Annotated in this window: 21 protein-coding genes and 1 pseudogene; 9 read left to right on the top strand and 13 right to left on the bottom strand. The window is 64.9% G+C overall.

Annotated features, from left to right (window positions below; translation table 11 throughout):
* Nucleotides 1-14: 14 nt before the first annotated feature.
* Nucleotides 15-464, bottom strand: a complete 450-nt coding sequence (locus tag EN857_RS01545) for a carbon monoxide dehydrogenase subunit G (RefSeq protein ID WP_127282848.1) — start codon at nucleotides 462-464, stop codon at nucleotides 15-17.
* A 149-nt stretch (nucleotides 465-613) separates the two neighbouring features.
* Here EN857_RS01545 and EN857_RS01540 point away from each other — a divergent pair, with 149 nt between their 5' ends.
* Entirely contained in the window at nucleotides 614-2,419 is a 1,806-nt protein-coding gene (locus tag EN857_RS01540) for an IlvD/Edd family dehydratase (protein WP_127282847.1), read from the top strand.
* 88 nt (nucleotides 2,420-2,507) lie between these two features.
* Here EN857_RS01540 and EN857_RS01535 read toward each other — a convergent pair whose 3' ends face one another.
* Entirely contained in the window at nucleotides 2,508-2,927 is a 420-nt protein-coding gene (locus EN857_RS01535) for a GFA family protein (protein WP_135857742.1), read from the bottom strand.
* Between the two features lie 167 nt (nucleotides 2,928-3,094).
* Here EN857_RS01535 and EN857_RS01530 point away from each other — a divergent pair, with 167 nt between their 5' ends.
* Complete coding sequence (locus EN857_RS01530; RefSeq protein ID WP_127392618.1) at nucleotides 3,095-3,493, top strand: hypothetical protein; 399 nt, start codon at nucleotides 3,095-3,097, stop codon at nucleotides 3,491-3,493.
* A 15-nt stretch (nucleotides 3,494-3,508) separates the two neighbouring features.
* Here EN857_RS01530 and EN857_RS01525 read toward each other — a convergent pair whose 3' ends face one another.
* The gene (locus EN857_RS01525) at nucleotides 3,509-5,098 is read right to left on the bottom strand and encodes a trimethylamine methyltransferase family protein (protein WP_127392617.1); all 1,590 of its coding nucleotides are present in this window, start codon (nucleotides 5,096-5,098) and stop codon (nucleotides 3,509-3,511) included.
* Nucleotides 5,099-5,300: 202 nt separating this feature from the next.
* Nucleotides 5,301-6,794: a PLP-dependent aminotransferase family protein gene (locus EN857_RS01520; protein WP_127309567.1), complete on the bottom strand. Its 1,494-nt coding sequence runs from the start codon at nucleotides 6,792-6,794 to the stop codon at nucleotides 5,301-5,303.
* A 394-nt stretch (nucleotides 6,795-7,188) separates the two neighbouring features.
* Between EN857_RS01520 and pgi the strand changes: the two genes are divergently transcribed.
* Nucleotides 7,189-8,832, top strand: a complete 1,644-nt coding sequence (pgi, locus tag EN857_RS01515; protein ID WP_135857740.1) for a glucose-6-phosphate isomerase — start codon at nucleotides 7,189-7,191, stop codon at nucleotides 8,830-8,832.
* A gap of 5 nt (nucleotides 8,833-8,837) precedes the next feature.
* Nucleotides 8,838-9,560, top strand: coding sequence for an HAD family hydrolase (locus tag EN857_RS01510; protein WP_135857738.1), 723 nt, complete (start codon nucleotides 8,838-8,840; stop codon nucleotides 9,558-9,560).
* On the opposite strand, the gene EN857_RS01505 is transcribed toward EN857_RS01510, so the two are convergent.
* Nucleotides 9,544-10,251, bottom strand: a complete 708-nt coding sequence (locus EN857_RS01505; RefSeq protein WP_245511248.1) for a methyltransferase — start codon at nucleotides 10,249-10,251, stop codon at nucleotides 9,544-9,546. The two genes, EN857_RS01510 and EN857_RS01505, sit on opposite strands and share 17 nt — an antisense overlap.
* Nucleotides 10,252-10,259: 8 nt before the next feature.
* Complete coding sequence (locus EN857_RS01500; RefSeq protein WP_135857735.1) at nucleotides 10,260-12,308, bottom strand: long-chain fatty acid--CoA ligase; 2,049 nt, start codon at nucleotides 12,306-12,308, stop codon at nucleotides 10,260-10,262.
* 469 nt (nucleotides 12,309-12,777) lie between these two features.
* On the opposite strand from EN857_RS01500, the gene EN857_RS01495 reads away from it, so the two are divergent.
* From EN857_RS01495 to EN857_RS01475, 5 genes are read left to right on the top strand one after another with little or no spacing between them, the layout of a single operon-like run.
* The gene (locus tag EN857_RS01495) at nucleotides 12,778-14,376 is read left to right on the top strand and encodes an ABC transporter substrate-binding protein (RefSeq protein WP_135857732.1); all 1,599 of its coding nucleotides are present in this window, start codon (nucleotides 12,778-12,780) and stop codon (nucleotides 14,374-14,376) included.
* A 46-nt stretch (nucleotides 14,377-14,422) separates the two neighbouring features.
* Nucleotides 14,423-15,430: an ABC transporter permease subunit gene (locus EN857_RS01490; RefSeq protein ID WP_126056743.1), complete on the top strand. Its 1,008-nt coding sequence runs from the start codon at nucleotides 14,423-14,425 to the stop codon at nucleotides 15,428-15,430.
* 26 nt (nucleotides 15,431-15,456) lie between these two features.
* Nucleotides 15,457-16,341 (top strand): ABC transporter permease subunit, encoded by an 885-nt coding sequence (locus tag EN857_RS01485; protein WP_245478370.1) that lies wholly within the window; start codon nucleotides 15,457-15,459, stop codon nucleotides 16,339-16,341.
* Nucleotides 16,341-17,204 carry an ABC transporter ATP-binding protein gene (locus EN857_RS01480; protein WP_127282837.1) on the top strand — a complete coding sequence of 288 codons (864 nt, stop codon included), beginning with the start codon at nucleotides 16,341-16,343 and terminating at the stop codon, nucleotides 17,202-17,204. The genes EN857_RS01485 and EN857_RS01480 overlap by 1 nt, the downstream gene beginning before the upstream one ends.
* The gene (locus tag EN857_RS01475) at nucleotides 17,201-18,031 is read left to right on the top strand and encodes a dipeptide ABC transporter ATP-binding protein (RefSeq protein ID WP_126056740.1); all 831 of its coding nucleotides are present in this window, start codon (nucleotides 17,201-17,203) and stop codon (nucleotides 18,029-18,031) included. The genes EN857_RS01480 and EN857_RS01475 overlap by 4 nt, the downstream gene beginning before the upstream one ends.
* Nucleotides 18,032-18,149: 118 nt before the next feature.
* Here EN857_RS01475 and EN857_RS01470 read toward each other — a convergent pair whose 3' ends face one another.
* From EN857_RS01470 to EN857_RS01435, 7 genes and pseudogenes are all read right to left on the bottom strand, one after another.
* Entirely contained in the window at nucleotides 18,150-19,430 is a 1,281-nt protein-coding gene (locus EN857_RS01470) for a cysteine desulfurase-like protein (RefSeq protein WP_135857730.1), read from the bottom strand.
* Between the two features lie 40 nt (nucleotides 19,431-19,470).
* Nucleotides 19,471-20,148 carry an amino acid ABC transporter permease gene (locus tag EN857_RS01465; RefSeq protein ID WP_127282835.1) on the bottom strand — a complete coding sequence of 226 codons (678 nt, stop codon included), beginning with the start codon at nucleotides 20,146-20,148 and terminating at the stop codon, nucleotides 19,471-19,473.
* Between the two features lie 106 nt (nucleotides 20,149-20,254).
* Nucleotides 20,255-21,040 (bottom strand): annotated as a pseudogene (locus EN857_RS01460) (ABC transporter substrate-binding protein).
* Between the two features lie 100 nt (nucleotides 21,041-21,140).
* On the bottom strand, nucleotides 21,141-22,280 hold the full coding sequence (locus EN857_RS01455) for an aminotransferase class V-fold PLP-dependent enzyme (RefSeq protein ID WP_135857728.1): 1,140 nt from the start codon (nucleotides 22,278-22,280) through the stop codon (nucleotides 21,141-21,143).
* 166 nt (nucleotides 22,281-22,446) lie between these two features.
* The gene (locus EN857_RS01450; protein WP_128273802.1) at nucleotides 22,447-23,175 is read right to left on the bottom strand and encodes a GntR family transcriptional regulator; all 729 of its coding nucleotides are present in this window, start codon (nucleotides 23,173-23,175) and stop codon (nucleotides 22,447-22,449) included.
* A gap of 399 nt (nucleotides 23,176-23,574) precedes the next feature.
* A complete protein-coding gene (locus EN857_RS01440; protein WP_135857726.1) occupies nucleotides 23,575-23,970 on the bottom strand; it encodes a RidA family protein in 396 nt (131 codons plus the stop codon).
* 49 nt (nucleotides 23,971-24,019) lie between these two features.
* The gene (locus EN857_RS01435) at nucleotides 24,020-25,168 is read right to left on the bottom strand and encodes an acyl-CoA dehydrogenase family protein (RefSeq protein ID WP_135857724.1); all 1,149 of its coding nucleotides are present in this window, start codon (nucleotides 25,166-25,168) and stop codon (nucleotides 24,020-24,022) included.
* Nucleotides 25,169-25,289: the final 121 nt, after the last annotated feature.

Genomic DNA, 25,289 nt, shown 5'->3' with positions numbered 1-25,289 from the left:
CCTCGGCGCGAGGGTCACCCGCCGACCTTCTCGCCGAACGTCGAGAAGAACTGCCCGGCGAGCTTCTTCGACGTCGATTCGATCAGGCGGCTGCCGAGTTGGGCGATCTTGCCGCCGACATCGGCCTTGGCCGCATATTTGAGCACCGTCGTGTCGGCGCCGTCGGCGGTCAGCGTCACGTCGGCGCCGCCCTTGGCGAAGCCGGCAATGCCGCCCTTGCCTTCGCCCTGGATGGTGTAGGAATGCGGAGGCTTGAGGTTCTTGAGCACGACCTCGCCGTTGAACGTCGCCTTGATCGGCCCGATCTTCAGCACGACGGTTGCCGCCATTTCGGTGTCGGATTTCTTTTCCAGGCTCTGGCAGCCGGGGATGCTGCCCCTCAGAATGTCCGGGTCGTTCAGCGCTTCCCATACTTTTTGCAGGGGTGCGGCAATCCGTTCCTCGCCTTCGATCACCAAAGCCATCAAGAACCTCCCGGAAAGACTGCCCGGAAGCCCTAGCGCAGGGGCAGACTTATGTCTATCGCACCAAAGTGCGGGTTCGGATGGCGCGTGCCCCTTGCCTGCATCCGCGCATTGTCATATCGATTTGTCATACAAATACGGAGACCACGATGGCCGGCGCCCCCACCAAGAAGAAAAAATTTCGCTCGCAGGAGTGGTTCGACAATCCCGACAATCCGGGCATGACGGCGCTCTATCTCGAGCGCTACCTGAACTACGGACTGACGCGCGCCGAGCTGATGTCGGGCAAGCCGCTGATCGGCATCGCCCAGACCGGCTCGGATCTGTCGCCCTGCAACCGGCATCATCTCGAGCTCGCCAAGCGCGTGCGCGAGGGCATCGTCTCGATGGGCGGCATTCCCTTCGAGTTCCCGTGCCATCCGATCCAGGAGACCGGCAAGCGCCCGACCGCGGCGCTCGACCGCAACCTTGCCTATCTCGGCCTTGTCGAGGTGCTCTACGGCTATCCGCTCGACGGCGTCGTGCTGACCATCGGCTGCGACAAGACAACGCCGGCGCTGCTGATGGCCGCCGCCACTGTCAACATCCCGGCCATCGCGCTTTCGGTCGGCCCGATGCTGAACGGCTGGCACAAGGGCAAGCGCACCGGCTCCGGCACCATCGTGTGGGAATCGCGCCAGCGCCTGTCGGCGGGCGAGATCAATTACGACGAGTTCATGGACATCGTCGCCTCCTCGGCGCCGTCGACCGGCTACTGCAACACCATGGGCACCGCCACCACCATGAATTCGCTGGCCGAGGCGCTCGGCATGCAGCTGCCGGGCTCGGCCGCCATCCCCGCGCCCTATCGCGAGCGTGGCCAGATCGCCTACGAGACCGGCAAGCGCATCGTCGACATGGTGCATGAGGACCTGAAGCCGTCCGACATCATGACGCGCCAGGCGTTCGAGAACGCCATCGTCGTCAACTCGGCCATTGGCGGCTCGACCAACGCGCCTATCCACCTCAACGCCATTGCTCGCCATCTCGGCGTGCCGCTCGACAATGACGACTGGCAGAAGGTCGGCCTCAACGTGCCGCTCATCGTCAATCTGCAGCCAACGGGCGAATATCTCGGCGAGGACTATCACCACGCCGGCGGCGTTCCGGCGGTCGTCGCCGAACTGCTGAAGGGCGGGCTTTTGCCGCATCCGGATGCGGTTACCGCCAACGGCAAGTCGATCGGCGACAATTGCCGCGATGCCGCCAACGAAAACCCGGAGGTCATCCACAGCGTCGACAAGCCGCTGAAGGCCAATGCCGGCTTCATCAACCTGAAGGGCAACCTGTTCGACTCCGCGATCATGAAGACCAGCGGCATCTCGCCGGAATTCCGCCAGCGCTATCTGTCCAACCCGAAGGATCCCGAAGCCTTCGAGGGCAACGCCATGGTCTTCGACGGCCCGGAGGACTACCACGCCCGCATCGACGATCCGGCGCAAGGCATCGACGAGCACACCATCCTGTTCATGCGCGGCGCCGGCCCAGTCGGCTATCCCGGCGGCGCCGAGGTGGTCAACATGCAGCCGCCGGCCTACCTCATCAAGAAGGGCATCCATTCGCTGGCCTGCATCGGCGACGGCCGCCAGTCGGGCACGTCAGGCTCGCCCTCGATCCTCAACGCTTCGCCGGAGGCGGCGATAGGCGGTGGCTTGGCGCTGCTCAAGAGCGGCGACCGCGTCCGCATCGACCTGAAGAAGGGCTCGGCCAACATCCTCGTCAGCGACGAGGAGATCGCCAGGCGGCGCGCCGCGCTCCAGGGCAATGGCGGCTTCCATTATCCCCAGCACCAGACGCCGTGGCAGGAGATCCAGCGCGGCATCGTCGACCAGTTTGACGCCGGCATGGTGCTGAAGCCGGCGGTGAAGTACCAGGATGTCGCGCACACCAGGGGTGTGCCCCGCGACAACCACTGAGCGCCGGCAACCTCGCTCGCGCGAACGGCGGCTTGATCGTGGATCAAGCCGCCGTTTTTGCTGACCCAGGGCTGCTGTCCCGCTGTGCTTACAGGTAACCGGTGATCTCCGGCGCCTGGTCCTGCCTGTTGCGTTTACCGTCCTCGTAGATGATCGGTGCGGAAGCGAGTTCCTCCTCGCTGACGTCGTCCAGGCAGGCGACGTTCACAGCCCAGAAATTCCCGCCCATGAAATCGAGATAGCCGCGCGAGAAGACATTCGCGCCGCAGTTCGGGCACATATAGTGGTTGATGTCGCCTTCCGGCCAGTTGGACGGGCTAGCCTTGTAGTCCCGCATCCGGTCACTGCCTTCCATCACCCTGAGCGCCTGGTAGGCGGTAAAGGATTTGCGGTAGCCAAGTTTCCAGCAGAAGCTGCAATTGCATTTGCGAATGCCCTCGGCGAGGTCGAGATCGGCCTGGAAATGCACAGCGCCGCAATGGCAACTGCCGTGATAGGTCTTCTTCATGGCACTCCTCACAGAATTTGCTCTGGTCCCTCTGTGGCCTCCGCGAAACCAGATCAGATTGTGACCATAGCCCCGCCAGATAGGCGCCCGGCTCCTCTGGGCAATACGTCGTCTTGTGCAAAACGGCGCGCGCGATGCCATATGCTGGCAAACGGACAGGACCATCCATGACGAAACGGCGCTCTTCCCTAGGCTTCCTCGGCATGTTCGGCCGCTCGGGCGATCTGCGGACGCTCGATGCCGCCTTGCGCGGCGCCGACCTCCATCCCGCGCTCGTGCCGGAGGGCGTCAAGCTCACCATCGTCAATCTGATGAAGGATCACTGGCCGGACGAGCCGCCGGCGCAGGCCTACGCCTCGCTCGCGCAGCTGTTCGGCTATTGCGTTGCCGGGCCGGAGACGTTCGAACAGGCCAATGGCCGCGAGCGCAGGCTGGACGCGGAGCGCCGCATCGAGGACGCGCTCGAGACCGGCGACAGCCTCGATGCGCAGATCGTGCTGATGGCGCTGCATGCAAAGCTGATCAGCGCCGAGGTGGTGGAGCGCTTCGGCCTAAGCGCCGAGTAGGATGCTCAACCCGGCCTAGCCGCCCATGCCGCCGCGCGGCAGCTTGATCATCTCGCCGAAGCGGGCGCGCAATTTGTCGTCGACCGTTTTCGGCACGTGGCGCGGGAAGCGCTCGGCAAGCACGCGCTTCTTCTCGGCGATCGCCCTTTGCAGGATGTCGGGCCGGCCCTTCTCGTTCCATTCCTTCGGCGAGAAGCGGTCGCCGATGGCCGGATAGAAATATTCGGTCTGCATCAGCTTCAGCGTCTGCTCGTTGCCGAGATAGTGGCCGGGGCCCTTCAGGCAGACATCGGCGATGGTGTCGATCGACAGCGCCTCGTCGGTCACCTCGATGCCGCGCACGCAGCGCAGGCAGTGGCCGAGCATGTCGTTGTCGATGATCAGGCTTTCCAGGCAGAAGCCGAGCAGCGAGGCATGCATGCCGGCCGACTCATAGACCAGGTTGAGGCCGGAGAGGCCGGCCATCACATTGGTGATGCCCTTCTCGTAGCCGGACTGGATGTCGGGCAGTTTCGAATCCGTCATGCCGGCCGCCGAGCCGCCCGGCAGGTCGTAATATTGCGCCATCTGCGCGCAGGCGGCGGTCAGCACGGCCTGCTCGGCCGAGCCGCCGGACATGGCGCCGGTCCGAAGGTCGGAGACGAACGGCCAGGTCCCGAAGATCGCCGGATGGCCGGGCTTGATGGCGTTGACATAAACCAGGCCCATCAGCACTTCCGCGACCGCCTGCACCACCGCCCCGGCAATCGCCGCCGGCGCCGTGGCGCCGGCCTGGCCAGCCGACAGAAGCAGGATCGGGATGCCGCCTTCGACGCAGGCCTCGAGCACGCCGCAGGCGTCCTCGGCGAACTTCATCGGCGGCACGACGAAGCAGTTGGAATTCGACACAAAGGGGCGTGCGCGGAAATTTTCCTCGCCGCCGGCGATCGCATAGAGCATCTCCAGCGCCGGCTTGACGTTCTCGCGCACCGTGAACGAGGTGCCGACATGCTTGGCGGTCCCCATCACGCAGGCGTAGAGCGTGTTGAAGTCCATCTCCAGCGGATCGGGAATGTCGCGCGGCACCATGGTGCGCTGGAAGAAATGGATGTTGTCGAGGCCGTCGACCAGGCGCGCGGCGTCGTAGATGTCCTGCAATTGGGACTCGCGGTATTCGCGCTTCTCGACGTCGACCAGATGCACGGCCGCGCCCGCCGTGCCGTAATGCACGCGTTTGCCCTGGATCACCATGTCGTGCTTGGGGTCCTGGCCGTGCAGCGTGAAATGCCGGGCCGCATTCTTGATCGTGTCGAGGACGAGCGCCCGCGGCAGGCGGATGCGGCCATCGTCGCCATAGGTCGCGCCAATCCTGGTCAGCGCCTCGATGCAGGAGGGTATCGCGTTGGCGAAGCCGACCGTTTCCAGCAGCGTCAGCACCGCCTCATGGATGCGCTCTCGGTCGTTTTCGCTGAGCGGCCCATAGCTGCCGCCTTCGAGGCCCGGCCGCACCGGCCTGATGTCGTCGGCAAGCGGTGCCGCCCGCATCGCACGGCGCGCTTCGCGCCCGCCGGATCGCCGTGACCGCTGGTCGGCCGAAGCGTCCTGCTTCTCAAGAGCCACTGACATGGAAGCACTCCACCTTTTGCTGCGAGGCGGGACGCGGCGGTTGGTCCACCATCGGCCCTGCTTCGTCCCCTTATGGCTCGACTATGCCGCCGGCATTGGCACAGCCTATGAGCCAGCCAGCTCCGTCGAATATGCCAGAGCGCTAAAGCAAAGAGAGCCGGCGAAGGCCGGCTCTCTTTGGGAATTCAGCGTCAGTTGATGATCAGGCGGCCGCGGGTCTGCGGCCGGCCGCGGTGGCGAGTTCCCGAATGCCGGGCTCGATGTGTTGCAGCGCGATCGAGGAAATGCCCAAGCGCATGAAACGCGACGGTTTTTCGGTGCGGTCGAAGAAGCGGTCGCCGGGTTCGATGATGACGCTGCGCGAGGCGGCCGCTTCGGCGAGGCCCCGCGAGTCGGTGCCGCGCGGCCCCTCGAGCCAGAGCGATGTGCCGCCGGCCGAGTCGGTCGAGCGCCACTCGGGCAGGAAAGCGGAAATCGCATGGACCAGACGCTTGCGCCGCTCGTCGAAGGCGCTGGACAGGCGCCGCACCAGCGCCTCGTGATGGCCGAGCGACAGGAACAACGCCACCGCCCGCTGGTTGTTGGCCGGCGGGTGCCTGAGCATGAAGCGGCGCAGCGCGCGCAACTCGGCGATCAGCCCGGCCGAGGCGACGATGTAGCCAAGCCTGAGGCCCGGCGCCAGGGTCTTCGACATCGAGCCGACATAGATGACGCGGCCTGAGCGATCGAGGCTCTTCAGCGCCTGCTGCGGCGCCTCGTCCAGCAACTGGCTGTCATAGCCGTCCTCGATGATGATCTGGTTGTGGCGGTTGGCCCGCGCCAGGAGGTCCTGCCGGCGCTCGGCCGACAACGGCACCATAGTCGGGCAATGGTGGCTGGGCGTAACGAAGACGAAGCCGGAATCCTGCGGGATCGAAGAGGTCACGATGCCGGACTGGTCGACCGGAACCGGTTGGATGTCGGCGCCCGCAAGCCGGAAGATCGAGCGCGCGTCGGGATAGCCCGGATCCTCCATCGCCACCTTCGAGCCCTTGGTCATCAGCAGCGAGGCGAGCATGTAAAGCGCGTTCTGCGCGCCGAGCGTGACGATGATCTCGTCCGGATTGGCGAAGATGCCACGCCGCGGCAAGAGCCGCGCCTGGATCTGCTCGATCAAGAGCGGATCGTCGCGGTCGACCATGTCGGATGCCCAGTTGCGGATCTCCAGCACGGCGAGCGCCATGCGGTTGCATTCGCGCCATTCGGCCGTCGGGAACAGCGCCGGATCGAACTGGCCGTAGACGAAGGGGTAGGACGACTTGATCCAGTTGTCGTGCTTGGCCGGCGGCGGCATGTCGCTGGCGGCGATCTGCCGGCGCGCCTTCCAGTCGATCTCGTTCTGCTGGTCGGGCGCCTTCTGGTGCGGCTTGGCGGGGGTGGCCAGCACGTCCGGATTGACGAAATGGCCGCGCCGCTCGCGCGCCACCAGAAAGCCCTGGTCGACGAGCTGCTGGAAGGCGAGCACCACGGTGCCGCGGGCGACGCCCAGTTTTTCGGCCAGGATGCGGCAGGAAGGAAGCGGCATGGAAGCGGCGATCTGCCGGTCCAGAATGGCGGCGACGATCGCCTGGCGGATCTGCGCCTGCAGGGTCTGGCCGGATTCAGCCGAAATCCGGAACAGGCCGGACCATATGGCCGTGTCGTTGCGCTGTGGCATGGAAGAGTTTCCTCGATGGCCAGCTTTTTGTATTTGGCTGGACCAGTCGAGTGTAGGGGTGGCACAAGGGGTTGCGCCAATCAATTTTTCTGATCGCTGGGATTTATGCCAGTGATCCATTGGTCACGAATGTGATCCATTGCGCGACGCGCAGCGTCGTCGCCTGCGTCGCGGCCTGCCGGTTGGTGAGCGACGCGCAGCGTCGTCGCATCCTCCGTCGCCGGGTAATGCAAGGCATCATAAAAGCGTGATGCAGTCCGTCATCAAAGCGTGATGCAGTGCGGCAATGCCGCCCTTGAATGAAATGGAATCGGCTCGATAGAATGTCGCGACGACATGCGCCGGAAACATCCGGCCTGTTAAGATAGGTTCAAAAACCCGCCAGGAGCCCGCATTGGATCAATCATCCTTCGACAAGCAAGTCGCCGCCTTGCGCGAACACCGCGCGGCGGCCAAAGGCACGATGCGTGAGGCTTTCGCGGCCGATCCCAAACGCTTCGAGACGTTTTCCGCCAGCGACGGCGATCTCCTGCTTGACTGGTCGAAATGCGCGGTCGACGCCGACACGATGGCGATGCTGGAGAAGCTCGCCGGAGCCGCCGATCTGGCGGGTCGCCGCGCCGCCATGTTCGAAGGCAGGAAGATCAATATCACCGAAGGCCGCGCCGTGCTGCACACGGCGCTTCGCAACCTGACCGGCAAGGGCGTCGTGGTCGATGGCCAGGATACCAAGGCCGAGGTTCTCGCCGTTCTCGACGCCATGGGCGCCTTCGCCGATGCCATCCGCTCCGGCAAGGCGGCCGGCGCCACCGGCAAGAAGATCACCGACATCGTCAACATCGGCATTGGCGGCTCCGACCTCGGCCCGGTGATGGCGACGCTGGCGCTGGCGCCCTATCATGACGGCCCGCGCGCGCACTATGTCTCCAACATCGACGGCGCCCACATCCACGACACGCTGAAGGACCTGTCGGCCGAAACCACTTTGTTCATCGTCGCCTCCAAGACCTTCACCACGGTCGAGACGATGACCAATGCCGAGACGGCGCGCCGATGGGTGGAGAAGGCGCTGGGCAAGGAAGCCGTCGGCAAGCATTTCGCCGCCGTCTCGACCGCGCTCGACCTGGTGGCGAAGTTCGGCATCGCGTCCGATCGCGTGTTCGGTTTCTGGGACTGGGTCGGCGGCCGCTATTCGGTCTGGAGCGCGATCGGCCTGCCGGTGATGATCGCCATCGGCCCGCGCAATTTCCGCGCCGTCCTCGACGGCGCGTACGAGATGGACGAGCACTTCCGCTCAGCACCCCTGCAGAAGAACCTGCCGGCGCTGCTGGGGCTGATCGGCTGGTGGCACCGGGTCGTCTGCCGATATCCGGCCCGCGCCGTGATCCCTTACGACCAGCGGCTCTCCAGGCTGCCGGCCTATCTGCAGCAGCTCGACATGGAATCGAACGGCAAGAGCGTGACGCTGGATGGCGGCGCGGTCGCCACGCCGACCGGCCCGCTGGTCTGGGGCGAGCCCGGCACCAACGGTCAGCACGCCTTCTTCCAGCTGCTGCACCAGGGTACGGACTTCATTCCGGTCGAATTCATCGCCGCCGCTGTCGGCCACGAGCCGGAGCTGAAGCATCACCACGATCTCCTGCTCGCCAACTGCCTGGCGCAGTCGGAGGCCTTCATGAAGGGCCGCACGCTGGAGGAGGCGCGCGCGCAGATGCTGGCCAAGGGCATGAAGCCGGCCGACGTCGACAGGATCGCCCCGCACCGCGTCTTCTCCGGCGACCGCCCGTCTGTGACCATTCTCTACCGCAAGCTCGATCCGCGCACCTTCGGCCGCCTGGTCGCGCTCTACGAGCATCGCGTCTTCGTCGAGGGGACGCTGTTCAACATCAATTCCTTCGATCAGTGGGGCGTCGAACTCGGCAAGGAACTGGCAACCGGCCTGCTGCCTGTCGTGGAAGGCAAGGAGAATGCCGCAAAGCGGGATGCCTCGACTGCTGGTCTGGTGGGACACATTCACCGATTGCGCGGATCGGAGTGACAGGCTTGGCGGAGATCAAAGGCATATTGTTCGACAAGGACGGAACGCTTGTCGATTTCAACGCGACATGGTTGGGCATTGCCGACTTCATGGCCATGGATGCCGCCGAGGGCGACCGCTGGAAGGCAGACAGGCTGCTCGCGGCAGCCGGCTTCGATTTCCTCAGCAAGCGCTTCAAGCCCGATTCGATCTTCGCTTCCGGCACCAACATGGATGTCGTCGAACTCTGGTTCCCGCGCCTCTCCGAGGACGACCAGATGCTTGCCGTGGCCCGTTTCAACGAGATCACCTCGGTGCAGGGCTCCAGCATGGCGGTGGCGCTGCCGGGCATCGTCGAGACGCTGGCCGTCCTGCACAGGCGATCCTACCGGCTTGGCGTCGCCACCAACGATTCGACCAGCGGCGCGGAAAAGACGCTGGTGACGCTCGGCGTGGCGCAGCTTTTCGACGCCGCCTATGGCTATGATTCGGTGGCCAGGCCGAAGCCGGCGCCGGATACGATCCTTGCCTTCTCCGACCTGACCGGGCTGAAACCCGCCGAGATCGCCATGGTCGGCGACAATCGCCACGATCTCGAAATGGCGCGGGCCGGCGGCTGCGGGCTGGCGGTCGGCGTGCTTTCCGGCACAGGCACGCGTGAATCGCTGTCGGCGATCGCCGATGTCGTGCTCAACTCGGTTGCCGACCTGCCGGATTTCCTCGCCGCGCGGGTCAAGGAGACGATCTGAGCGTCTCGAACGAGAAGACCCCGCTCGGCCTCGACGCCGTGCCTTTGGCATCGCCGAAATCCGGCACCTGATATTCGGCAAGAAGTTTGAGCCGCGTGAGCGGCAGGTCGGTGCGGCGCGGATCGCCGACCAGCACCTCGATGCCGGCGGCAAGGCAGCGGTCGAAGAAGGGGATCACGCGCCTCGCCACCTCATGCCCGTAGAACACGTCGCCGGCCAGCACCAGGTCGACCGCCGGTGGCGGCCCGGCGGTGACGTCTTCGCCGATCACCGAGATGGCGACGCCGTTCGCCGCCGCGTTGAGGCCGAGCGCGACGATGCCGTTGCGGTCGATCTCGGCGGCGATCACCGCGCGCGCTCCAGCCTTCGCCGCAGCGATGCCGACCAGGCCCGAGCCGGCGCCGAGATCGAGCACACGGCGCCCCGCAACCGTTTGCGGCCGGTCGAGAATATAGCGGGCAAGGACGGTGCCGCCGGCCCAGGCATAGGCCCAATAGGGCGGCTGCGGCTCTGGCGCGGCAGCGTCTTCGTCGTCAGGATCGACGAGCCGCCGCAGCCCGCTGCCGGGATGGGCGCTGAAGATCTGGATTTCCGGAAGCGCGGCGACAGGCGCAAGGCGCATGTTCGCCTTGATGAACCCCGCCGGATCGGGACGGGTAGGCGTCGCCTTGCCGGCAGGACGATCGTTCAAGCTCGTGCCTATCCCCGCAGCGCCCGCCGCAGGATCTTGCCCACCGGTGTCTTCGGCAATTCGGTGCGGAACTCGATGTATTTGGGCCGCTTGTAGCCGGTCAGGTTCTCGCGGCAATAGGCGGTCAGCGTCTCGAGGGTCAGCGCCGGATCCTTCCTGACCACGAACAGCTTCGGCACTTCGCCCGAATGCTCGTCCGGCACGCCGATCGCCGCCACTTCCAGCACGCCCGGATGCTGGGCAACGACCTCTTCCAGCTCGTTCGGATAGACGTTGAAGCCGGAGACCAGGATCATGTCCTTCTTGCGGTCGACGATCTTGGTGTAGCCGCGCTCGTCCATGAAGCCCATGTCGCCGGACTTGAAGTACCCGTCCTTGGTCATCACCTTGGCGGTCTCGTCCGGCCGGTTCCAGTAGCCCGCCATCACCTGCGGCCCGCGGATGCAGATTTCGCCGACTTCGCCGAGCGGCACATTGTTGCCGTCGTCGTCGCGGATGGCGATCTCGGTCGACGGCAGCGGCAGGCCGATCGTGCCGGTGAAGTCGCCGCCGCTGAATTTGTTGGCGGTCGCCACCGGCGAGGTTTCCGAAAGCCCGTAGCCTTCGGTGACCGGACAGCCGGTCAGCGCCTTCCAGCGCTCGGCCACACCCCTCTGCACCGCCATGCCGCCGCCCAGCGTCAGGATCAGCGGCTTGAAGTCGAGCTTGCGAAAATCCTCATTGTTGAGCAGCGCGTTGAACAGCGTGTTGAGGCCCGGGAAGATGTGGACCGGGTATTTCTCCAGCTCCTTGACGAAGCCTGGAATGTCGCGCGGATTGGGGATGAGCACATTCTGCGCGCCCTGCTGCATGCCCATCAGCGCGTTCACCGTCAGCGCGAAGATATGGTAGAGCGGCAGCGCGCAGATGAAATTGGGATGCGCCGGCTTCGGCTTCACCGCATAGGCGTCCTGCAGCCAGAGCGCGTTCTGCGCGACATTGGCAAGCACATTGGAATGCAAGAGGATCGCGCCCTTCGAGATCCCGGTGGTGCCGCCGGTATATTGCAGGAAGGCGATGTCGTCGGCGCTGACGCTGGCAGGCTTGAAGGCGAGGCCGGCGCCGGCCTTCAGGGCGGCGTTGAACTTGACGTGGCCCGGCAGCGACCAGGCCGGCACCAGCTTCTTCACCCGGCGCACGACGAAGTTGACGAGCGTCCCCTTGAGGCCCCCGAGCATGTCGCCCATCGCGGCGACGACGACGTGCTTGACCGAGGTCTTGGCGATCACCGCCTGCAGCGTGTTGGCGAAATTCTCGAGGATGACGATCGCCTGCGCGCCGGAATCCTTGAGCTGGTGCTCGAGCTCGCGCGGCGTGTAGAGCGGGTTGACGTTGACCACGGTGAAGCCGGCGCGAAGCACCGCCATCATCGCCACCGGGTACTGCAGCACGTTGGGCATCATCAGCGCCACGCGCGCCCCCTTCTGCAGGCCCTTCGACTGCAGATAGGTGCCGAAGGCGGCCGACTGCTGCTCGAGCTCGGCATAGGTGATGGCCTTGCCCATGCAGACGAAGGCCGGCTGGCCGGCAAACTGCTTGCAGGCGCCGACCAGGAAGTCGCCGATCGAGCCGTAGGGCAAGGGCCCGATCTCGGCTGGCATGTTCTTCGAATAGCTGGCCAGCCACGGTTTTTCCGGCAGGCCGGCGGCAAGCTCCGTCAGCGCCTTCGGCAACCTCTTGGCCGGCGCCGGTTTCACGGCCGGCTTTGGCGGGACCGCCTTTGTCGGAACTGCCTTCGCGGCCGGCTTTGCGGCAGCGGGCTTTTTCGCAGCGGATTTGGCCGGCACCGGCTTGGCCGCGGCTGGAGTTTTCGTCGCGACAGGAGCTTTCGTCGAGGCAGGCTTGGCAGCCTTTCCCGGAGCGGCCTTGGCCGGGGATTTGGCCGTGTCCTTCACGGGGGTGGCCGCCTTCGACTTGGCCGCTGCCTTGGCCGCAGGCGCCGTCTTGCCGGACCCGGCGGCCGGCTTTGACGCGGCGTTCGTCTTGGCCGGAGCCGTGGTTTTCGCTGCCTTCGCCACCCTGTCCCTCCCGTCGTCGTTCACTCGTGCCGCGCCGCCTCTGAATGACAGAAGCGTCCTCCGCCGCAATGGTTGCGGATTCCTCAAGAAATCCAGCGTGCCGTCTATGTATTGCGACTATCCTTGGCCGTGCAAGTCTTGCCCTTGCGGCAGAAGCCCAAAGATTTGCCGTCGAAATCCTTCCGTCCTCCCGCGCCCGGAACGCAGCTTCCCGAACAGCGGCCCGCGCGAAGGAAGCCGCGCCGCGCCGATTTCGCGAAGGCGCCGATCAATAAAAAAATGCGATCGTTAACATTAACGTGAGCGGAAAATCATGCTAATTTCTTTCGGCATTTTAGGAGATTTCGGATTCTTTTCCTGCTTCCCATGGGGTACGCAAACGGGGTGTTCCAAAGCCCGAAAAACGGTGCTTATATGCGCGCTTCGCGAGCCTGCTAGAGGGGCTTGGCAGAACATCAGGGAGTGCTCAATGAAAAAGAAACTGACTTTTGCAGCCGCGTTGCTGGCTGCAAGCGTCCTCAGTGGCGTGGCCAACGCCAAGACGCTGGTCTATTGCTCGGAAGCATCGCCGGCCAATTTCGACCCGGGTACGACGACGGGCGGTAACGATTTCGACGCTTCTTCGCGCACGGTCTATTCGCGCCTTGTCGAATTCAAGCATGGCGGCACCGAGATCGAGCCCGGCCTCGCCGACAAGTGGGAAATCTCGGACGACGGCCTGGTCTATACTTTCCACCTGCATCCGGGCGTGAAGTTTCAGACCACTGACTATTTCAAGCCGACCCGCGACCTCAACGCCGACGACGTCGTCTTCTCCTTCGATCGCCAGTTCAACAAGGAAAACCCCTGGAACGGCGAGAAGTATCTGCCGAACCTGACCTGGGACTACTACACCGGCATGGACATGCCGAAATACGTCGCCAAGTGGGAAAAGGTCGATGACCTGACCGTCAAGCTGACGTTGACCGAGCCGAACGCGCCGATGCTGGCCAATCTCGGCATGGATTTCGCCTCGATCGTGTCGAAGGAATATGCCGACCAGCTCGCGAAGGACGGCAAGATGGCCGACTTCTCGACCAAGCCGATCGGCACCGGTCCGTTCCAGTTCGTCGACTACCAGCTGGATTCGGTCATCCGCTACGCGGCCAACCCGGATTACTTCAAGGGCAAGGAAAAGCTCGACGATCTCGTCTTCGCCATCACGCCCGATGCCACCGCGCGCATCCAGAAGGTGCTGGCCGGCGAATGCGACGTCGCGCCCTATCCGAACCCGGCCGACATCGGCACGATCAAGGCCAACCAGGACGTCACCCTGCTCGACCAGGCCGGCCTGAACATCGGCTACATGAGCTACAACACGACGATCCCGCCGCTGGACAAGCCCGAGGTTCGCCACGCGCTCAACCAGGCGATCGACCGGGAAGCGCTGATCAAGTCGCTGTTCCAGGATGCCGGCGCCACGGCTGCCCAGAACCTGATCCCGCCGACCATGTGGTCGTGGAACAAGGACGTGAAGTTCGATTCCTATGATCCGGAAGCCGCCAAGAAAGTGCTGGCCGATGCCGGGCTGAAGGAAATCCAGCTCTGGGCTTCCGACCGCGTTCGCCCGTACAACCCGAACTTCCAGCGCGCCGCCGAGCTGATCCAGGCCGACTGGGCCAAGGTCGGCGTCAAGGCCGAGATCGTCAACTACGAGTGGACCAAGTACCGCGAGGAAGGCAAGAAGAAGGAACGCCCCGGCGCCTTCCAGATCGGCTGGACCGGTGACAATGGCGATCCGGACAACTTCTTCGCCACCCTTTTCGCCTGCTCGGCGATTGGTGTGTCGAACTACTCCAGCTGGTGCGACAAGGACTTCGAGGACCTGATCCAGAAGGCCAAGAAGACCAGCGACCTGGCCGAGCGCACCAAGCTCTACGAGCAGGCGCAGGTTGTCTTCCAGAAGCAGGCCCCGGCCTTCCTTCTGGCGCACAGCCAGGTCTATGCGGTCGTGCGCAAGAATGTCAGCGGCTTCATGATGGACCCGCTCGGCATCCACCGCTTCGACGGCACCGACAAGGCCGAATAGAACTCTAGAGCGGGCGGCGCCGTTCGGCGCCGCCCCTTTTTTCAAGATGCTCCGATATCTTCTCAACAAAATCGCACTTCTGATCCCGACGCTGGTCGGCATCACCATCTGTGCCTTCGCCTTCGTCAGGCTGCTGCCCGGCGATCCCATCCTCGCCATGGCCGGCGAGCATGGCGTGACGCCCGCGCGCTACGAAGAGCTCAAGGAACAGTTCGGCTACAATCTGCCGATCTGGCAGCAATATGCGCGCTATGTCGGCGAGGTCGCCACCGGCGATTTCGGCGTTTCCATCTCGTCCAAGCGGCCGGTTATCGAGGAGTTCAAGACGCTCTTCCCGGCAACGCTGGAACTGTCGTTCTTCGCCATGATCTTCGCCATGGTGCTCGGCATCCCGGCCGGCATCTTCGCGGCCGTCAAGCGCGGCTCGTGGTTCGACCAGTCGCTGATGGGCACCGCCCTTGTCGGCTATTCGATGCCGATCTTCTGGTGGGGCCTGTTGCTGATCATCTTCTTTTCCGGCTATCTCGGCTGGACGCCGGTCTCCGGCCGCATGGGCCTGCAGTTCTTCTTCAAGCCGATCACCGGTTTCATGACCATCGACAGCATCCTCTACGGCAAATGGGATGCCTTCCGCTCGGCGCTAAGTCACCTCGTGCTGCCGGCGATCGTGCTCGGCACCATCCCGCTGGCGGTGATCGCCCGCCAGACGCGCTCGGCCATGCTCGAGGTGCTGGGCGAGGACTATGTCCGCACCGCGCGCGCCAAGGGCCTGTCGTCGGCGCGGGTTATCGGCGTGCATGCCTTGCGCAACGCGCTGATCCCGGTGGTCACCACCATCGGCCTGCAGGTCGGCACGCTGCTTGCCGGCGCCATCCTCACCGAGACGATCTTCGCCTGGCCGGGCATCGGCAAGTGGATGGTCGATTCCATCTTCAAGCGCGACTACGTCGTCGTGCAGTCAGGCTTGCTTTTGATCGCCCTCATCGTCATGGCCGTGAACCTGATCGTCGACGTGCTCTATGCCGTCATCAACCCGCGCATCAGGGCCGCGTGATGAGCCAGTCGACCGAAATCGCCCCGATGGCCAGCGGCAGCCCGGACCGCCTCACCGGCTTCAGGACCTTCTGGCACTATTTCTCGGTGAACCGCGGCGCCGTCATCGGCCTGTTCGTCTTCATCCTCTTGGTTCTGGCGGCGCTCTTCGCGCCACTGCTCGCGCCCTATGCGCCCGACGTCCAGGACAAGACCGCGTTTCTGAGGCCTCCGGCCTGGCAGGCCGGCGGCAGCGCCCAGTATCTGCTCGGCACCGATGCGGTCGGCCGCGATATCCTCTCGCGCCTGCTCTACGGCGCGCGCTTCTCGCTGCTGATCGGCGCGGTGGTGGTGACTTTGGCGCTCACCGGCGGCATCACGCTCGGCCTGCTGGCCGGCTACTTCCGTGGCTGGGTCGACGTCGCGATCATGCGCGTCATGGACCTGATCCTCGCCTTCCCGTCGTTGCTCCTGGCACTGGTGCTGGTCACCATCCTCGGCCCCGGCCTGTTCAATGCGATGCTGGCGATCTCGCTCGTGCTGCAGCCGCATTTCGCCCGCCTGGTGCGCGCCGCGGTGATGGCCGAGAAGAGCCGGGAGTATGTCGTGGCCGCCAAGGTCGCCGGCGCGGGCCATCTCCGGCTGATGCTCGCCACCATCCTGCCGAACTGCCTGGCGCCGCTGATCGTCCAGGGCACGCTGTCGTTCTCCAACGCCATCCTCGAAGCCGCCGCCCTCGGCTTCCTCGGCCTCGGCGCCCAGCCGCCGACGCCCGAATGGGGCACGATGCTCGCCTCGGCGCGCGAGTTTATCCTGCGCGCCTGGTGGGTGGTGACCTTCCCCGGTCTTGCCATCCTGATCACCGTGCTTGCCATCAACCTGATCGGTGACGGCCTGCGCGACGCGCTCGATCCCAAGCTCAGGAGGTCGTGATGGCGCTGCTCGACATCCAGAATCTCGTCGTCGAGTTCCAGACCGCATCGGGCCCGTTCCGCGCCGTCGACGGCGTCTCGCTCCATGTCGACGAGCGCGAGGTGCTGGCGATCGTCGGCGAATCCGGCTCCGGCAAATCGGTGTCGATGCTGGCGGTGATGGGGCTGCTGCCCTGGACGGCCACCGTCACCGCGGATCGCATGAGTTTTGCCGGCCGTGATCTCCTGAAGCTCAGTCCTGCCGAGCGGCGCAAGATCGTCGGCAAGGACATGTCGATGATCTTCCAGGAGCCGATGGCCAGCCTCAATCCGTGCTTCACCATCGGTTTCCAGATCGAGGAAGTGCTGCGCTTCCATATGGGCATGGACCGGGCGCAGCGCCGGGCGCGTGCCATCGAACTGCTGAAGCAGGTCGGCATTCCCGAGCCGGCGGAGCGGCTGAACTCCTTCCCGCACCAGATGTCGGGCGGCCAGTGCCAGCGCGTCATGATCGCGATTGCCATTGCCTGCAATCCGAAGCTCTTGATCGCTGACGAGCCGACCACGGCGCTCGACGTCACCATCCAGAAGCAGATCCTCGACCTGCTGGTCTCGCTGCAGGCCAAATATGGCATGGGCCTGATCATGATCACCCACAATATGGGCGTGGTGGCCGAGACCGCCGACCGCGTCATTGTCCAGTACAAGGGCCGCAAGATGGAAGAGGCCGACGTGCTGTCGCTGTTCGAGAGCCCGAAGAGCAACTACACGCGCGCGCTGCTCTCGGCGCTGCCCGAGAACGCCGTCGGCGACCGCTTGCCGACCGTCTCCGACATGCTGTTCGAACCGGCGCCCCAGGGGGCAAGTACCGGAGCCGCCTCATGAGCACCAGGGTCGTCGAAGGCAAGAACATCGTGCGCGACTACCATGTCGGTGGCGGCCTGTTCCGCGGCGCGCGCACGGTGCATGCGGTCAAGGGCGTCTCCTTCAGCGTCGACAAGGGCAAGACGCTTGCCATCGTCGGCGAAAGCGGCTGCGGCAAGTCCACGCTCGCCCGTATCATCACGCTGATCGATCCGGCGACATCGGGCGAATTGTTCATCGACGGCAACAAGGTCGATATCGCCAGGGACGGTTTGTCGAAGGAGATGCGCCGCAAGGTGCAGATCGTCTTCCAGAATCCGTATGGCTCCCTCAACCCGCGCCAGAAGATCGGCGACGTGCTCGGCGAGCCGCTGCTGATCAACACCGACAAGCCGGCCGAGGAACGGCGCGACCTCGCCATGAAGATGCTGAAGAAGGTCGGCCTCGGACCCGAGCACTATAACCGCTATCCGCACATGTTCTCCGGCGGCCAGCGCCAGCGCATCGCCATTGCCCGCGCGCTGATGCTCAATCCCAGCCTGCTGGTGCTGGACGAACCGGTCTCGGCGCTCGACCTTTCCGTGCAGGCGCAGGTGCTCAATTTGCTCGCCGACCTGCAGGACGAGTTCCAGCTCACCTATGTCTTCATCAGTCACGACCTGTCGGTGGTCCGCTACATCGCCGACGACGTCATGGTGATGTATTTCGGCGAGGCGGTCGAATACGGCCCGCGCGACGAGGTCTTTGCAGACCCCAAACACAGCTACACCAAGACCCTGTTCGCCGCGACGCCGCGCGCCGACGTCAGTTCGATCAAGGCAAGGCTGGCCAAGAAGAAGGCGGCGTAGACGTCCCTTCGTCATCCTCGGGTCTGCGCCGCGTCGCTTCGCTCCTCCGCCCGTGGATGACGAAGCGGAGGCAGCCCCTCCCGATGACCTGTGCAGGCTCGGACCAAAGGTCGTCAGATCACGACAGCTTCGCGATAATCGCCCGCAGCGCTTCGCCGAAGCGATGCACTTCCTCAACCGTGTTGTAGTGTACCAGCGAGGCGCGGATGGCGCCGCTGTCCATCGACAGGTTGAGGCGCTTCATCAACCGCGGCGCATACATATGGCCGTCGCGGATGCCGATCTGCAGCTCGGCCATCTCCTCGACGATCCGCTGCGGCGACAGCTTGCCGATGTTGAAGCAGAAGGTCGGCACGCGCTCGTGCAGGCGCGCTTCGTCGGCGACGCCGTAGATGGTGGCGCCGCAGTCTTTGAGCACCTTCAGCATCTCGCGCGCCAGCATCAGCTCGTAATCGCGGATGGCGTTCATGCCGGCAACGATGTTGTCGCGGCGCGAGCGGTTGTTCTCGGCCAGGAAATTGCGGCCGACCGATTCCAGATAACGCACCGCCGCGTCCATGCCCGAGACGTTCTCGTAGATGAAGGTGCCGGCCTCGACCTTGTAGGGCGGTTCGTCGGGGATGAAATCCTCGCGGAAAGTCGGCAGCCGCTTCAGCGTCTCGAAGCGGCCCCAGAGAAAGCCCATATGCGGCGAGAAATTCTTGTAGCCGGAGCAGACGAGATAGTCGCAGCCCCAGGCCTGCACGTCGATCAGCCCGTGCGGTCCGTAATGCACGCAGTCGAGGAACACCTCGGCGCCCGCCGCATGCGCGATCTTCGCCACCGAGGCGACATCGACGATCGAGCCGATCGAATGCGCGGTCACCGTGCAGGCGACGAGGCGGGTGCGCTCCGACAGCAGCGGCTTGAGATCGTCGACATGCAGATTGCCGTCCTCGCGCATGCGCCACCATTTGAACCTGGCGCCGGCCTGCTCCAGCGCCAGCCATGTGGCGATGTTGGCGTCATGGTCCATGTCGGTGACGACGATCTCGTCGCGTTCCGAAAGCATCTGGCCGATGCCGAGGCTGACCAGGCGGATGAACGAGGTGGCGTTCATGCCGAAGCAGATTTCCGACGGACTGTAGGCGTTGATCAAAAGCGCCACGCTGTCGCGTGCCTCGGCGACCGACCGGTCGACGGTGACGCTGCGGCCATAACGGCCGCCGCGCTGCACATTGTGCCCGACCAGATGGTTGGTCACCGCGTCGAGCACGCTTTGCGGGATCTGCGCGCCGGCGGCATTGTCCATGAAGATGAACTCGCCCGCTTGGCTGAGCGCCGGGAACATGGCGCGGATCTTTTCGACCGGGAACGAAGCGGCGCCGTCCTGTGCCTTCGAGATATGGTGTTGGTTCACGGACGTCTCCTTCAGTGTATCGATGTCGTTCAAGGTGGGATCAGTGCGCGCCGGACCGGGCCTTGCCGCGCTCTTCGAGGTAGCCGACCAGCCGCACCAGCGGCCACAGGAAGGCGAGATAGATGATTGCGGCGCCGATCAGCGGCGTCGGATTGGCCATCAGCGCCTGCGCGTCGGTGGCCTGCTTCAGAAGGTCGGGCATCGCCACCACCGAGGCCAGCGCGGTGTCCTTGAACACCGAGACGCAGTTGCTGGTCAGCGGCGGGATGACGACCCGGATCGCCTGCGGCAGGATCACCTTGCGCATGGCGACCCAGAACGGCAGGCCGAGCGCTGCGGCAGCCTCGAACTGGCCCTTGGGAATGTTCTCGATGCCGGCGCGGCAGACTTCCGCCGTGAAGGCGGCAAGCACCAATGACAAGGCAAGGGCCGCCGACACGAAGGACGACAGGCGGATGCCGACGAAGGGCAGGGCGTAATAGATCAGGATCAGCACCACCAGGATCGGCAGCGCGCGGAAGATGTCGATGTAGAGGATCGCCAGCCGCCTCAGCGGCTTCGGCGCATAGAGCCGCATCAGGCAGATCGCCAGCCCGGCAATGGTGCCGAAGACGATTGCGGCGCAGCCGAGCAGGATGGTGTTGCCGAGCCCGCGGATGAGGATCGGAAACGATCGGACGAGGATGCCCCAGTTGAAGAAGGTGTCGATCAGCTCCATCGGCGTCACCCGTTAGACGCGGCCCGCCGCGCAGGCGGATCCGAATGGTCGAAGCGAGAGCGCCGGCCGTGACCGGCGCTCTCGTGCGAGTTTGCGACTGCTGGCCCTATTGCGGGATCGGCCCCGGCGTCACCGTGCTGGTGCCGGCTTCCGGATCGACGCCGAACCACTTCTTGTGGATCGCGGCCATCGTGCCGTCCTTCTTCATCGCGGTGATGGCGTCGTTGACCTTTTCGAGCAGCGGGTGGCCCTTCTTGGTCATCATGGCGAAGCGCTCGCCGGTCGGAATGCGCACCAGGATCTTCAGCGCCGGCATCTGCTTGATGGCGAACAGGAAGCCGGCGAGCTCGCCGGCGCCGCCGTCGATGCGGCCGTTCTGCACGTCGAGCAGCAGGTCCTGCTGGGCGTTGTAGCTCTTGGTTTCGGCGACGCCGAGCTTGCCGGCGTTTTCCTTCATATAGGCCTCGCCGGTCGAGCCGGCGATGACGCCTATGGTCTTGCCTTTCAAGTCGTCGAGCGACTTGATGGTCGAGTCCGCCTTGCCGACGATGGTGCCGTCGCTGTCGTAATAGGCCTGGGTGAAGCCCTGGTTCTGCAGGCGCTCCTTGGTGATCGAGATCGACGACACGGCAAAGTCGATGCGGCCGGAAGCGGTCGCCGCGAACAGCGCCTGGAAGCCGAGATCCTGGAACTCGACCTCGGCGCCGATGCGCTTGGCGACGTCGTTGGCGACATCGACCTCAAAACCCTCGAAGCCGCCGGAATCGGTCTTGTATTCTCATGGCGGGTTGGCCGGGTAGGCGCCGACCATGATCTTGTCGGCGAAGGCGGGCGCGGCGAAGGCGACGCCGGCAGCGATGACCACGCCAATCAGTCCTAGACGTTTGAACATGTTGCTTCCCTCTGGTTCGGCCACTTCGCGTGGCGCATTTCCTCTTCCGCCCCTTTCGGCGTCCAGCTCCCGGACGCCGCAGGCGAGGCGGCGCCTGAAATCAGGATGCGAGGCGCTGGCGCGAGCCGATCAGCTCCCGCAGCCGCGCGATCAGCGCATCGACCGCCGCGCTCGTCGTGACCATGCCGGGCGACAGCCTGAGCGTCGTGCCGCGGGCGTCGCAGTAAAATTGCTCGTCGCGCAGCGTCGCAACGAGCTTCGCCGCCTCGACCCCTTGCGGGAGGCCGATCATCACGCTGCCGCCGCGTTTCTCCGCATCGAGCGGCGAGCGGATCGTCCAGCCATTGCTCATCGCGGCGTCGATGATGCGCCCGACATGCGCCGCGTTCTGCGCGCGGATGGCGTCGATGCCGGTCTCTTCCAGCCATTGCAGGCCGGGCAGCGAGGCGACGCTGGCCAGGATCGCCGGCGTGCCGTGGTCGAAGCGGCGCGCGTCGCTTGCGTAGCTGAAAGCGTCGAGATCCCAGGAGAACGGATTCGGCTGGCTGAACCAGCCGCGCAGCTCCGGCCGGCATGTCGAAAGAAGGTCGGGCGCGACTTGCAAAATGCCGGCGCCGGAGGCGCCGCACAGCCATTTGAGCGAGGTCGAGACGACGAAATCGACCGGCGTCGCGGCAACGGAAAATGGCGCCACGCCGATACCCTGCGTGACATCGACGCCGACGACGCTGCCCATCGCCCGGCCATGCGCCGCGAGCTTCGCCACATCGCAGCGGTGCGAGGCCGTCGAGGTCACGAAGGTGATGAGCGCCAGCCCGACATCCTCTTGCCAGCGGGCAACGAAATCCTCGTCGCGCACCCAGCTTTCGCCAGGCCTAAGCGGCACGGTGTCGAGCGTGAAATTGAAACGTTGGGCCAAGCCTGCCAGCAGGAAATGCAGGCTCGGAAAACAATCGGCGGCAACCAGCAGGCGCTTTCCCGCCAGACGCTCGGAGGGCAGGGCGCCGATCAGGCTGTGGAGCGCGGCGGTGACATTCTCAGCGGTGGTGAGCGTGCCATGTGGTGCTTCGATCAGCCTGATCCAGGCATCGATGAAGCGCTGCCGCGCGGCGAGCGCCGCCGGCCACTGGCCATCGTCTTGCGCCGACCAGATGCCGGAGAAGTCCGCCAGCGCGGCAGCCATCCGCTCGGCTTTGCCGGGGAAAGTGCCGATCGAGTGGTAGAGAAAATAGCCGGACATCTTCTGTCTCGCTCCCTTGTGATCATGTGATCACAAAACGGAGCGAGGATCAATCCTTTAAGGCTAAAGAAAAACGGCGAGGTGCCAATAAGCAGCCGATTGCTTTGGTCCAGCGCGGCCGCGACAGGACCTTCTCGGTCTTTGGGTCAGCCCAAGCTGAGGAAGATCAGGAAGCTTTGCCGAAACCGGTGAAGTCGACCGTCTTGGGCTCTGGCACATCGGGGCAGATGGCGCGCAGCGTCATCTGGGTCGCCGTGATGTCGGCCACCACCTCGTCGCGGGCGCGAGCAAAGTCCTTGTCCTTCAGCGCGGCGATGATCGCGATATGCCGGCCGGACGGTTCCATGGTTCCGGCGCGCATCAGCGGCGCCACGTGGTTGGACAACAGCCGCATATAGGGGCCGAAGCGCAGCCACAGCGTTTCGATTAGCTGGAACAGCACGTCCGAGCCTGAGGCGCGGTAAATGATGAAATGGAACTGCTGGTTCTTGGCGATCAGCTCATAGATGCTGCCGTCGCGGCCGATCGCCTGCTGGTCGTCGGTGATGCGCTGCAGGCTGGCGATCTCGACCGCCGTCAGGCGCGGCGCGCCGAGCTCGGCCGCCAGCCCTTCGACCGCCAGGCGGGCACGGCAGAGGTCGTCGAGCCGCGCCCGCGTGACGACCGGCACGCAGGCCGAGCCGTTCTGCGAGATCTCCAGCGCGTTCTCCGCCGCCAGCCGCCGCAAGGCCTCGCGCACCGGCATGTTTGAGGTGCCGAAGGCCTCGGCCAGCGCGGCGATGGTCAGCACCTGTCCCGGATCGAAGCTGCCGACCATCAAGGCATGGCGGAGCTGTTGGTAGACGCCATCCTGGACGGTGATGCGTCCCGATACGGGTTCGAAGCCCAGAGCCACGGTTTTGCTTTCCTCAGATGCCGGCAGAAGCTATGTGCGATGCCGAGTGCGCCCGCCGAAGCAAGCGTGATCATCTGATCACAGTTTGTGTTTAGAGCCAAGCGGCGGTTCGAATAGTCAAGGCGATGATCTCTGATCGAATCGGGCCTATGCCTTCAAACGACAGCGCTGCCCCTCATCCGCCTGCCGGCACCTTCTCCCCGTATAATGACGGGAAGAAGGGAGCGGTCGCAAGCGAGGCGCCCATCCCGCAACGTTGGTCAGTGGCGAAACCGCCGGCGACAGCACCCCTCTCCCCGTCACTATACGGGGAGAGGATGCCGGCAGGCAGGTGAGGGGCGGCGCTGACGCTTTGGTTTTCAGCGCGAGTTTTCGGCGCGCCTGTCGACTTGGCGCAATTCACTCCGGTATGACCGCCGTCGCCTGGATCTCCACCTTGGCGCGGTCCTCGACCAGCGCCATCACCTGCATGGCGGCCATGGCCGGGAAGTGTCGGCCGATGATCGCGCGGTAGGCCTCGCCGATCCCCTTGAGGTTGGCGAGATACTCGGCCTTGTCGGTGAAATACCAGGTCATCGAAGTGACGTGATGCGGCTCGCCGCCCGCTTCCGCCAGCACCGCGACGATATTGGCCAGCGTCTGGCGCACCTGGCCAGCGAAATCGTCGGTCTCGAAACGGCACTCGGCGTTCCAGCCGACCTGGCCGCCGACGAACACCAGCCGGCCGCGCGCGGCGACGCCGTTGGCGTATCCGATGGGCTTTGCCCAGCCTTCCGGCTGCAGGATGGTGTGCATGACTAGACTCCCCCTAATTCAAATGCGGTTTGCAGGGCATGGACCAATTTCACGCCGCTCCCATCACTTGCCGCGCGATCACCACCTTCTGCACGTCGGATGCGCCTTCATAGATGCGCAGCGCACGGATCTCGCGATAGAGGCTTTCGACGATGTGATCCTTGCGCACCCCGTCGCCGCCATGCAGTTGCACGGCCGTGTCGATCACCTCCTGCGCGCGGTCGGTGGCGAACAGCTTCGCCATCGCCGCCTCGCGGGTGACGCGGGGGGCGCCCATGTCCTTGGTCCAGGCGGCGCGGTAGACGAGAAGCGCCGCGGCGTCGACGTCCAGCGCCATGTCGGCGATGTGGCCCTGCACCATCTGCAGGTCCGCCATCGGCGCGCCGAACAGTTCGCGCTCAGCGGCGCGACTGACGCTCTCGTCCAGGGCACGACGGGCAAAACCGAGTGCCGCGGCACCCACGGTCGAGCGGAACACGTCGAGCACCGACATGGCGATGCGAAAGCCGTCACCGGGCTTGCCGATCAGCGCGGAAGCGGGGACGCGGGCGTTGTCGAATGACAGTCGCGCCAGCGGGTGTGGGGCGATCGTCTCCAGCCGCTCGGCGATGCTCAGGCCTTCGGTCTCGGCCGGTACGATGAAGGCGGAAATCCCCTTGGCGCCCGGCGCCTCGCCGGTGCGGGCGAAGACGATGTAGAGATCGGCGATGCCGCCATTGGAAATCCAGGTCTTCTCGCCGGTCAGCAGATAATCGTCGCCGTCGCGCGTGGCCGTCATTTCCATGTTGGCGACGTCCGATCCGGAGCGCGGCTCCGACAGCGCGAAGGCCGAGATCGCCTTGCCGGCCCGCGTCTGGTCAAGCCAATGCTGTTGGTCCGGCGTGCCGAACAGGCTGAGCGCGCCGGTGCCGAGCCCCTGCATGGCGAAGGCGAAATCGGCCAGCCCGTCATGGCGGGCCAGTGTCTCGCGCGTGATGCAGAGCGTGCGCACGTCGAGCGGTCCGGGATTGTCCGTGTCGAGCGCCGTCGGCTTCAGCCAACCGTCATGGCCGAGCTTGGCCACCAGCTCCCGGCAGGCGGCGTCGACATCGTGATGGTCGACCGGCAGGTTCTTCGCGCACCAGGCGTCGAGCTGGTCGGCGAGCTGGCGATGGCGCTCCTCGAAGAAGGGCCAGTTGAGGAAGGAACGGTCAGGCATAGCGAAAGCCTCCTGCGTCGCGTTCCTTCACACCCCCCTCTGTCCTGCCGGACATCTCCCCCGCAAGGGGGGAGATCAGCTGAAAGCTATGCTTTCGCCAATCGCCGGCATTGCAGGATGG

It is taken from the genome of Mesorhizobium sp. M4B.F.Ca.ET.214.01.1.1, from assembly GCF_004791545.1.
GTDB classification, from domain to species: domain Bacteria; phylum Pseudomonadota; class Alphaproteobacteria; order Rhizobiales; family Rhizobiaceae; genus Mesorhizobium; species Mesorhizobium abyssinicae.
Note: the sequence above shows the minus strand (reverse complement) of the source record. Positions and strands in the feature narration are given on the sequence as shown.

What these genes read in the sequence shown, in the direction of transcription:
- EN857_RS01475 (WP_126056740.1), top strand. Translation starts at nt 17,201, where the DNA reads ATGAGCACCAGGGTCGTCGAAGGCAAGAACATCGTGCGCGACTACCAT.
- EN857_RS01545 (WP_127282848.1), bottom strand. Translation starts at nt 464, where the DNA reads ATGGCTTTGGTGATCGAAGGCGAGGAACGGATTGCCGCACCCCTGCAA.
- EN857_RS01435 (WP_135857724.1), bottom strand. Translation starts at nt 25,168, where the DNA reads ATGCCTGACCGTTCCTTCCTCAACTGGCCCTTCTTCGAGGAGCGCCAT.
- EN857_RS01455 (WP_135857728.1), bottom strand. Translation starts at nt 22,280, where the DNA reads ATGTCCGGCTATTTTCTCTACCACTCGATCGGCACTTTCCCCGGCAAA.
- EN857_RS01530 (WP_127392618.1), top strand. Translation starts at nt 3,095, where the DNA reads ATGACGAAACGGCGCTCTTCCCTAGGCTTCCTCGGCATGTTCGGCCGC.
- EN857_RS01535 (WP_135857742.1), bottom strand. Translation starts at nt 2,927, where the DNA reads ATGAAGAAGACCTATCACGGCAGTTGCCATTGCGGCGCTGTGCATTTC.
- EN857_RS01465 (WP_127282835.1), bottom strand. Translation starts at nt 20,148, where the DNA reads ATGGAGCTGATCGACACCTTCTTCAACTGGGGCATCCTCGTCCGATCG.
- EN857_RS01485 (WP_245478370.1), top strand. Translation starts at nt 15,457, where the DNA reads ATGGCCAGCGGCAGCCCGGACCGCCTCACCGGCTTCAGGACCTTCTGG.
- EN857_RS01490 (WP_126056743.1), top strand. Translation starts at nt 14,423, where the DNA reads ATGCTCCGATATCTTCTCAACAAAATCGCACTTCTGATCCCGACGCTG.
- EN857_RS01520 (WP_127309567.1), bottom strand. Translation starts at nt 6,794, where the DNA reads ATGCCACAGCGCAACGACACGGCCATATGGTCCGGCCTGTTCCGGATT.
- EN857_RS01440 (WP_135857726.1), bottom strand. Translation starts at nt 23,970, where the DNA reads ATGCACACCATCCTGCAGCCGGAAGGCTGGGCAAAGCCCATCGGATAC.
- EN857_RS01495 (WP_135857732.1), top strand. Translation starts at nt 12,778, where the DNA reads ATGAAAAAGAAACTGACTTTTGCAGCCGCGTTGCTGGCTGCAAGCGTC.
- EN857_RS01525 (WP_127392617.1), bottom strand. Translation starts at nt 5,098, where the DNA reads ATGTCAGTGGCTCTTGAGAAGCAGGACGCTTCGGCCGACCAGCGGTCA.
- EN857_RS01480 (WP_127282837.1), top strand. Translation starts at nt 16,341, where the DNA reads ATGGCGCTGCTCGACATCCAGAATCTCGTCGTCGAGTTCCAGACCGCA.
- EN857_RS01540 (WP_127282847.1), top strand. Translation starts at nt 614, where the DNA reads ATGGCCGGCGCCCCCACCAAGAAGAAAAAATTTCGCTCGCAGGAGTGG.